The organism is Pontivivens nitratireducens, from assembly GCF_014235845.1.
GTDB classification, from domain to species: domain Bacteria; phylum Pseudomonadota; class Alphaproteobacteria; order Rhodobacterales; family Rhodobacteraceae; genus Pontivivens; species Pontivivens nitratireducens.
The window spans coordinates 21,515-30,618 of sequence record NZ_JACJUQ010000022.1; the positions used below are offsets into that span (position 1 = coordinate 21,515).

The 9,104-nt window shown below is 64.3% G+C and carries 10 protein-coding genes and 1 riboswitch; of the genes, 4 read left to right on the top strand and 6 right to left on the bottom strand.

Translation table 11 applies throughout. The annotated features are described in order from the left end of the window. Positions 1-54 precede the first annotated feature (54 nt). A riboswitch (FMN riboswitch) is annotated at positions 55-187 on the bottom strand. A 69-nt stretch (positions 188-256) separates the two neighbouring features. Then, positions 257-955, top strand: coding sequence for a GNAT family N-acetyltransferase (locus tag H1S03_RS15990; RefSeq protein ID WP_249777965.1), 699 nt, complete (start codon positions 257-259; stop codon positions 953-955). Further along, a complete protein-coding gene (locus H1S03_RS15995) occupies positions 952-1,521 on the top strand; it encodes a peroxidase-related enzyme (RefSeq protein ID WP_185805199.1) in 570 nt (189 codons plus the stop codon). The genes H1S03_RS15990 and H1S03_RS15995 overlap by 4 nt, the downstream gene beginning before the upstream one ends. A gap of 72 nt (positions 1,522-1,593) precedes the next feature. Here the strand turns inward: H1S03_RS15995 and H1S03_RS16000 are convergent, their stop codons facing one another. From H1S03_RS16000 to H1S03_RS16020, 5 genes are all read right to left on the bottom strand, one after another. Continuing rightward, the gene (locus H1S03_RS16000; RefSeq protein WP_166189124.1) at positions 1,594-2,085 is read right to left on the bottom strand and encodes a F0F1 ATP synthase subunit B family protein; all 492 of its coding nucleotides are present in this window, start codon (positions 2,083-2,085) and stop codon (positions 1,594-1,596) included. A gap of 12 nt (positions 2,086-2,097) precedes the next feature. Next, positions 2,098-2,646 carry a F0F1 ATP synthase subunit B' gene (locus tag H1S03_RS16005; RefSeq protein ID WP_185805200.1) on the bottom strand — a complete coding sequence of 183 codons (549 nt, stop codon included), beginning with the start codon at positions 2,644-2,646 and terminating at the stop codon, positions 2,098-2,100. Positions 2,647-2,815: 169 nt separating this feature from the next. Next, entirely contained in the window at positions 2,816-3,052 is a 237-nt protein-coding gene (locus H1S03_RS16010) for a F0F1 ATP synthase subunit C (RefSeq protein WP_166189120.1), read from the bottom strand. Between the two features lie 50 nt (positions 3,053-3,102). Continuing rightward, positions 3,103-3,840 (bottom strand): F0F1 ATP synthase subunit A, encoded by a 738-nt coding sequence (locus tag H1S03_RS16015; RefSeq protein ID WP_185805207.1) that lies wholly within the window; start codon positions 3,838-3,840, stop codon positions 3,103-3,105. Between the two features lie 45 nt (positions 3,841-3,885). Continuing rightward, positions 3,886-4,224: an AtpZ/AtpI family protein gene (locus tag H1S03_RS16020; protein WP_166189117.1), complete on the bottom strand. Its 339-nt coding sequence runs from the start codon at positions 4,222-4,224 to the stop codon at positions 3,886-3,888. 247 nt (positions 4,225-4,471) lie between these two features. Here H1S03_RS16020 and H1S03_RS16025 point away from each other — a divergent pair, with 247 nt between their 5' ends. Beyond that, complete coding sequence (locus tag H1S03_RS16025; RefSeq protein WP_185805201.1) at positions 4,472-4,819, top strand: ArsR/SmtB family transcription factor; 348 nt, start codon at positions 4,472-4,474, stop codon at positions 4,817-4,819. 4 nt (positions 4,820-4,823) lie between these two features. Here H1S03_RS16025 and smc read toward each other — a convergent pair whose 3' ends face one another. Then, on the bottom strand, positions 4,824-8,276 hold the full coding sequence (gene smc, locus H1S03_RS16030; protein WP_185805202.1) for a chromosome segregation protein SMC: 3,453 nt from the start codon (positions 8,274-8,276) through the stop codon (positions 4,824-4,826). Between the two features lie 188 nt (positions 8,277-8,464). On the opposite strand from smc, the gene H1S03_RS16035 reads away from it, so the two are divergent. Beyond that, positions 8,465-9,001 carry an NADPH-dependent FMN reductase gene (locus H1S03_RS16035; RefSeq protein ID WP_185805203.1) on the top strand — a complete coding sequence of 179 codons (537 nt, stop codon included), beginning with the start codon at positions 8,465-8,467 and terminating at the stop codon, positions 8,999-9,001. Positions 9,002-9,104 lie beyond the last annotated feature (103 nt).

Consider the following 9,104-nt stretch of genomic DNA (forward strand, 5'->3'; position numbering starts at 1 on the left):
TGCTCCAAGTGACACGGACCCAGGGCAATTGAGAGCAGGTCACATTGCGACCGCTCCCGTTCTCTCACATCCGGACTGTTACCGTCGGCCCCGGAATTACACCGGATCTGCTGACACCTCTCGATCGAGAGGCCGCTCGCGGGCTATCACCGCCGGTGGGGAGTTGCACCCCGCCCCGAGAACGTCGTCCCCCCCTTTGCGGCGGGACGTATTACCTCTAGCAAGGGAAAGACCTTTGCGAAAGACGGAACACGACATGAAGTTGCCAGACCCCGCCAGTATCTTCACAACTCTCGATGCGACATGGCCGCCGGAGATGTACCGCCAGTACGGGGACTGGCTGCGCCGTATCGGCGGTGCGGGCGGCAGCCGCGTCAATGCGGCAACTGCAATGGTCGAGGCCCCGACGCTGGACGGATGTGGCCCCCTAGTTATGGTGCGCACGGGTGAAGATGCCCTCGCGCAGCGGCTGGACGCCGCCGGCTATGCCATCAAGGACCCCTGCCGCTTGCTGGTCGCCCCAGCAGCCGAACTGGCGCAACTGCGACCCGCCGGTCCGCGCACAGTCCTGGGCGAAGCGCCGATTGCGCGCATGGCCGAAATCTGGGCCGAAGGTGGCATCGGTCCCGCACGTTTGCAGATCATGGACCGCGCGACCTGTCCGAAAACCTACATCACAGGCCGCTTGGGCGATCGGCTCGCCGGATGTGTCTATGTCGGCGCCAAGGGCGATCTGGCGATGTTGCACGCACTGGAAATCTCGCCCCACCATCGGCGCCACGGGGTGGCACGTGATCTGGTCGCCGCCAGCGCCGGATGGGCCGCGGATGCGGGCTGCACCTGGTTGACCCTGATCGTGACCGAGGTGAATACCGCGGCCCTCGCGCTCTATTCGACGATGGGCTTCAGCGATATTGGTGGCTATCATTACCGCATCAAGGAGGATACCGCATGAACCCCGATCACCCCACCGCCCTGAATCTGCGCCAGCAGGATCCCCTGCCGGAGCGTACGGCCAAGTTCTTCAGAATTTGCGAGGAAAAACTCGGGATGGTTCCCAACGTCCTGCGGTCCTATGCCCACGACACCACGAAGCTGGACGCCTTTTCCACGATGTACAACGACCTGATGCTGGGCGAAAGCGGTCTGACCAAGCTGGAGCGTGAGATGATCGCCGTCGTGGTCAGCGCGGTGAACCGCTGCTTCTATTGCCTGGTGGCACATGGTGCGGCGGTACGTGAGCTTAGCGGTCACCCCGAGCTGGGCGAGGCGCTGGTGATGAATTACCGCGTTGCCGACGTCACACCGCAGCAGCGCGCCGCACTGGATTTCGCGGTCGCCATGACCGAAGGATCCTATCGGATCGAGGAAGCCGACCGCCAGAAACTGCGCGATGCAGGCTGGACGGATAAGGACATCTGGGACATCGCCGCCGTCGCCAGCTTCTTCAACATGACGAACCGGATGAGCAGCGCAATCGACATGCGCCCCAACGCCGAGTACCACGCCGCAGCGCGTTGAGCGATCACCCCGCAAACGACAACGCCCGGACCATTCGGACCGGGCGTAGTCAAAAAAGCACTCTGTGCCGGATCAGTGCAGCTTGGCACCGACCTGCTGGATCGCATCGTCGATCAGGGCATCCGCATGGGCGGCGTCCATCTGCTTCGCGATCACGTCCCGCGCGGCCTGAACGGCAACCTCGACGGCGCGGTCCTTGACCTCCCGCACGGCGCCCGCTTCGGCGGAGGCGATCTGATCCTTGGCGGAGGCGATGCGACGCTCGATCGACTCGGCCAGATCAGCCTTCGCGGCATCGGCGTTCGCCTGCGCTTCGGCCTTGGCCTTCGTCACGATCTCCGCCGCCAGTTGTTCGACTTCCTTCTGCTTACGCTCGTAGGATGCCAGCACCTGCTGCGCCTCCTCGCGCAGGGCGCGCGCCTCGGCCAGATCGGCTTTGATCTTGTCGGCCCGATCGTCGAGCATCTTCGTGACCTTGCCGGGCACCCCGACATAGATCAGGAAGCCGACAAAGATGATGAAGGCGATCGCGACGACGATATCGGTGTTGTAAAGAAAATCCATTGTCGTCTCTCCTTACGCGTTCGTGCGGGCTTCGACGGCAGCATCGATTGCGGCGTCATCGGCAAGATCGGGCGTCAATGCCGCAACCAGGGCTTGCGCCGTATCCTTTGCGACGGACTGGACGGCCACCGTCGCCTCGTCGCGGATCGCGGCTATCCGAGTCTCGGATTCGGCGGTCTGGGCGCTGATCTGCTCATCAGCCTTTGCCATCGCCGCGTCGATTTCACCCTGGATGTCGGCGCGGGTCTTGTCCGCAATGCGGCCAGCCTCGGCCCTTGCATCAGCCAGTGCCTGATCATAGGCAGCTTCGGCCGCCTCCGCCTGACGCCGGTAATCGGCGGCGCGTTCGATATCGTTGGAGATCGCGTCCTGACGCTCCTCGATCGTGGCACCGATCCGGGGCAAGGCGACACGCGACAACAGGAAGTAGATGGCGACCAGCGCCACGAGCAGCCAGAAAATCTGGCTGGGGAAGGTTTCGATCGCCAGCTGCGGCATACCGCTCGCCTCGTGCGAGACGTCTGCGCCGTGAGCCGCGCCCTCCGTGGTTAATGTCGCCATGACAGCTCTCCGATACGGCCTGAACCTGTACCAGCATCCGGGACTAGGCGGATCGCGGACAGGTCCGATAAATCTGGGTCATCAGCTCAGTGGAGCCGGTCGTGCTCTCATGTTTCAGAGAGGGTTCACCGCGCGAGGAGCCCCCGCGCGGTGGAATGCATACTGTCGATCAGACAGCGAACATCAGCAGCAGAGCGACGAGGAACGAGAAGATCCCCAGTGCTTCTGCGAATGCGATGCCGATGAACAGGGTCGCGGTCTGCTCGCCTGCTGCCGCCGGGTTGCGAAGCGCACCCGAGAGGAAGTTCGCGGCGACGTTACCCACGCCGATACCGGCGAGGCCCATGCCGATTGCGGAAAAGCCTGCGCCGAGATAGGCGCCCATTGCTGCGATATCGCCTTCCATAGTGTGTACTCCTTAGGTTGGAATGGCTCGATTGAGATGCTGCGCCGACCTTAGTGGCCGGGGTGCAGCGCGTCCTTGAGGTAGACGCATGTCAGGATCGTGAAGACATACGCCTGCACTACCGCGACGAGCAATTCGAGCCCGTACATGGCAGAAATGGCAACGATTGGAACGATGGCGCCCGGACCATAGGTCAGCACGGCCAGTCCGCCGGCGAAACCGGCAAACACCTTGAGAACGGCGTGACCTGCCATCAGGTTGGCGCCCAAACGAATGGAATGGCTGACCGGGCGCACGAAGTAGGAGATCAACTCGATCACCGCCAGAACCGGGCGCAGCGCCAGCGGCGCCTCATCGGCCCAGAACAGCTTGAGGAACTTCGCACCGTTCAGAATGAAACCCAGCACCGTCACGCCCAGGAACACCAGCATTGCCAGAACACCCGTCACCGCAATGTGCGAGGTGATGGAGAAGCTCGTCGGGATCAGCGCCAGTAGGTTCGCGAACAGGATGAATGTGAACAGCGTCATGATACAGGGGAAGAAACGGATCGCATCGCGTCCCGCCACATCCTCGACCATCTTGTAGATGAAACCGTACATCAGCTCACCCACCGACTGGATTCGCGACGGAACCATCGCACGACCGCGGCTGCCCAGAACGAACAGCGCGGCGATCGCCAGAACGGTAATCGCCAGCCACAGCATCTGATTGGTGAACATGCCGATACCGGCCAGACCTGCCGGGCCGCCGTGACCACTCAGGCTTTCCACGGCAAATTGATCCATCGGATGAATGGCGAAGAGTTCGCCGTCGGTCGGTGTTGCCACGTCTCAATCCTCGCTTTGCCCACCGGGGGTGGGGTCTTGATCCTGGCGCGCCAGCGCCACTTGTTCCTGCACCCGCTCGGCGGTGCGCATCATGGTCCGCACTCCGGCCGCGAAGCCCAGAATGCCGAAGGTCGCAAGAAAGAGTGGCAACGTGCCGAAGAGCCAGTCGAGGCTCCACCCTATTCCCAGGCCGATCAGCATTCCTGCCACCAGCTCGATCACCATCTGCCACGCAAGGTTGGCTTTGCGGTACTTGCTCTCTTCATTCGGCTTGGGACGCACCGCGGTTTGCGCTGCGGCGATCCTGCGATCCAGCTCGTCCAGCTTGCTCCGATCCTTCATTCGATCGATCCAGCGGGGCGGCTGGCCTCCTTCACCTGTTTGCGCGGACCATAGGCATGGGTTTCGGCCAAGTCAACAGATCAGAGGTCCGCCCACCACCACGTAACCTATTGATATGATGCAATCATCCATCAAGGTTGCGATTTAGCTTCCGCCCCCCCCCGCGAAATCGAGGCTGTCAGGATGGCGCTCCGCTATTTTCAACCAATCGGTTGATGATTCATGGCGGACGGTGCAAGCTGCCGCGATGTCACAGCGCGCAGCCAGCCTCGACGCGACCTTCGCCGCTCTCGCCGATCCGACGCGGCGCGCGATCCTGAACCGCCTGCTGCATGGCGACCTGCCCGTCGGAACGTTGGCCGAACCGTTCGACCTGACCCTGGCGGCTGTGTCGAAGCATCTGCAAATCCTGATGCGGGCGGGGCTGGTCACGACCGAGAAACGCGGGCGCGAGAAATGGTGCGCCCTCAATCCCGATGCCATCGCCCCCGCCGCCCGGTGGATGGAAGCTTTCGGCGCTTGGGGTGCGGATGATTATGACCGGCTCGAAGTCGCTCTTTCGCCCCTGCTGGGAGAGCACGCCTCGCGAAGCTGAAACCTCAACCGACCATTTCCTCCGCCCGGCGCAGATCGACGCTGACCAGCTGACTGACGCCCTGCTCCGCCATCGTAACACCGAACAACCGGTCCATGCGGCTCATCGTGACGGCATGATGCGTGATGATCAGAAAGCGGGTGGAGGTCGTGCGCGTCATCTCATCCAGCAGATCGCAGAACCGGCTGACATTCGCGTCGTCCAGCGGGGCGTCCACCTCATCCAGCACGCAAATAGGCGAGGGGTTGGCCAGAAAAACGGCAAAGATCAGGCTCAGCGCGGTCAGCGTCTGCTCCCCCCCTGACAGCAGCGACAGGGTGGACAGCTTCTTGCCTGGCGGCTGACACATGATCTCCAGCCCTGCCTCCAACGGATCGTCGCTTTCGATCAGCTCCAGCTTCGCCTCCCCACCGCCGAACAGATGGGTGAACAGCCGGGCGAAGTTCTCGTTCACCGTGTCGAAGGCGCCCAGCAGGCGTTCGCGCCCCTCCCGATTCAGATTGGCAATGCCGGTCCGCAGCTTCTCGCATGCTATATCCAGATCGGCCTTTTCTGCGGCGAGGGTGTCACGTTCCTCCCGCACTTCTCGGCTGTCCTCTTCGGCACGCAGGTTCACCGCGCCCAGCGCGTCCCGCTGGCGTCGCAGGCGTGTGATGTCCGTCTCGATCACCTCCACCGTCGGTATCTTGGCGGGATCGGCTTCCAACGTATCCAGCAGGGCCTGAGGTGTGACGTCCAGTTCATCCTCGATCCGCTCCGCCGCTGCGGTCAGGGCCACGGCAGCCGCATCGCGCAGCGCCTCGTCGCGGGCACGGGCTTCACGTGCATCAGAAGCGGCACGTTCCGCCTCACGCTCCGCCTGTTCAGCCGCGCGCGCGGCGGCCTCACCAACGGCAAGTGCGTCGGCCGCGCCGGCGCGTCGGACCTCCGCCCGTTCCACCTCCCGCGCCAGATCGGCACGTTTTGCAGCGATCTGCGCCGGTTGCGTGCTGGCGGATGTCAGTTCCGCCTGCGTGGCGTCGATTCGAGCCTCCAACTCCGCGCTCCGCTTTCCAGCGGTCTGTAGGCGAAGCTTCCAGCCGCTGATTTCCTTCGTCAGTTCCTGCAAGCGTTTGATGCGGGTGTCGCCTTCGCGCCTGATCTCATCCGCACGCGCACGCGCGCTGAGCATGAGGGAGCGCGCCTCGACAACGCTGTTCTTGCTCTCCTCGACGGCGGCGCGCACTTCGTCCAGATCTTCCAGGGCCTCGCCCTGTGCCAGCGCCTCATCCAGGGCAAGCTGCGCCTCCACCACATCCTCGTCCCGTCGTTCGGAGGCCAATCGCAACGTCTCGGCGCGTCCCTCCAGCATCGATACATCTGCCTCCGCGCGGTTGAGCGCGCGGGTGGCCTGGGTTGCCGCCTCATCCGCTGTGCGCCGGGCGGCGCGTGCCTTCGCGTCCTGCGCCGCTGCCTGATCGAGGGTTTCGCGGGCCTTCCCGTGCGCGGCTTGCGTCGATTCCGCCGCGTGAAGGGCCGTCCGGTGCGCCGCTTCGAGTTCTTCCAGCCGGTTTTTCTGCTGCAAACGCAAGGCTGTGGTAGACGGCACATCCGCCGCCGTGACGCGATATCCGTCCCACCGCCACATGTCCCCTTCGCGCGAAACCAGCCGCTGGCCCGGGGTCAGAGCGGCTTGCAACGCGTCCCCCAGCGCCGCCGGAACCAGACCGACCGCTTGCAGCCGCCGGGCGAGAACGGCGGGCGCAGTCACATGGTCCGCCAGACGCCCGGCCCCCGCCGGCAAGTCCGCCACGTCCTCATATTGCGACAGCTCCGCCCAGCCGGAGCCATGCGTTTGAACCATCGCCGCCTTCAGGTCGTCGCCCAGCGCAGCGCCTAGTGCCGCCTCATACCCCCGTTCCACGCGGATCAAATCCAGAATCTGGCCGCTGTCGCTGGAATCACGCGCCAACAGACGGCGCAGGGCCGTGACCTCCCCGTCCAGGGCCCGTGCCTCCCCCGCAGCGGCGGAGGCAGCGGCGCGGGCCTCGGCCTCGACGGTCTGCGCGCTGTCTCGGGCCTTCTCCGCCTGCTGCAAGCTGTCCTCGGCGGCGGTCGCTTCCTTCGCCGTGGCATCCTGCGCCGTTCGCGCCGCCTCCAGCCGCGCCTGTGCGTCGATCAGATCGGCCGCGACCTGGGATGCGGCCTTGTCAGCCTTATCCCGCTCCGCCACGGCCCGGTCATGTATTTTCCGGGCTTCCTCCAGCCGTCGCGCGGTTGCCTGATGACGCGCGGCCAGACGGGCGGCGTCCTCGGCCTGGCGGTCCAGCGTTGCCTCCATTGTCTTGAGCGTGGCAGCCGCATCGGCCGCTGCCTTCTGCGCCTCGGCGCTGAGATCCTCGTGCCCGGCGCCGGCCTGGTTCAGGGCGGTCTGTTCCCATTCCAGCCGCGCGCTGGACTCTGCCGCATCGCGGTTCAACTGGCCTTCGCGGTCCAGATCGCGGTGCAACTGTGCGAGCGTCGCTTCCAGCCGTTCGACCGCGCGTCGCGCCCTATGCTCCCGATCCTTGAGGGCATCGCGTTCGGCACTCAGCCTTTGCAGCACCGCGCCCGCGACGGCTTCCTCTTCACGCAGGGGGGGCAGTGCGTCCGCCGTGTCGATCCTGACCTGCGCACAGCGGGCCGCCTCGGCGCGCGCACGCGCGGCCATTGTCGTGGTCTGGGTCAGCGTGGATTCTGCGGCCAGATGCGCCGCATCCGCCTCACGCCACCGACGATACAACAAGAGAGCCTCCGCCTGCCGCAACTCGCGCGCAATTTCGCGGTAGCGCGCGGCCTGCCGGACCTGGCGTGAGAGCATCCCCAGCCGCTGATCCAACTGGGCCAGCACGTCGTCCACGCGTTCCAGATTGGCTGCCGTCGCCTTCAGCTTCAGTTCCGCCTCGTGACGGCGTTGATACAGGCCCGAAATTCCCGCGGCTTCCTCCAGAATACGCCGTCGGGCCTTGGGCTTGGCGTTAATCAGTTCGGAGATCTGGCCCTGCCGCACCAGCGCGGGGGAATGGGAACCTGTGGACGCGTCCGCGAACAACATCTGCACGTCACGCGCCCTTACGTCCCCGCCATTGGTCTTGAACGCCGATCCGGCATCGCGGGTGATGCGGCGCACGATCTCGATCCGGTCATCCTCGTTGAAGCCTGCGGGGGCCAGACGTTCGGTATTGTCGAGGGTCAGCGTCACCTCGGCGTAATTGCGGGCGGGGCGGGACGAGGCCCCGGCGAAGATCACATCCTCCATCCCCGCGCCGCGCATCGCTGTCGGGCGGTTTTCACCCATGACCCAGCGCAAGGCCTCCAGCAAGTTGGACTTGCCGCAGCCATTCGGACCGACCACGCCGGTCAGCCCGTCCGCAATCGTCAGTTCCGTCGGATCGACGAAGCTCTTGAAGCCGAGCAATCTGAGCTTGGTGAATTGCATTCTGGCGGCAGCCTCGATTCCACTAATCCCCGATGGTCCGCGCGACACCCAGCCATGTCAAGCTATCGCCACGGTATAGAGTGCACCCCTGCCGAACGGGCACAATATCTGGAGGGTGCCATATTTCGGTTGTCCCCGAACCCGATAGCGTTATGAGCATGCGGACGCAAACATGCGAAAGGCTATCCATGACCCATCTCGTCGGCATCTCAGGCTCGCTGCGCAGCGGTTCGTCCAATACGCTTCTGGTGGACGAGGCCGCGCGGCTATATGCGCCGGACCTTTACACCCGTGCGGACCTGCAACTGCCGCTGCTCAACACGGATCTGGAAACACCGGCGGAGGTGCATCGCCTCGTTGCCCTCATAGGTCAGGCCGACGCCATCGTCATTTCCACGCCGGAATATAACAGGATGATCCCCGGCCTGCTCAAGAACGCTCTGGACTGGGTCAGCCTCGCGTCGGACGGAAACCCGCTGGCGGGCAAGCCGGTGGCGATCATCTCAAGCGCGGCGGGGCGATCAGGGGGTGAGCGGTCGCAATATACTCTGCGACACGCCCTCCTCCCACATTTCGCCCGCGTTCTGACTGGCCCTGAAGTCGCGATAGCCGGGGCGGGCAAGGCGTTTGACGACAAGGGCAGGCTCAAGGATGAGAAAAGCACCGAACTTCTGGGCAACCTGATGGAATCGCTCAAGGCAGAGGTGGCCCTGCATAGGGGCTGAAAACAGTCCGCCCAGAACGATGGCTGGCTAGGGTGTGGACTCATTGATCAGCAATCCAGATGCGGATCGCTGCGAGCTTGATGGCTGCCAGGAAGTTCTCCGG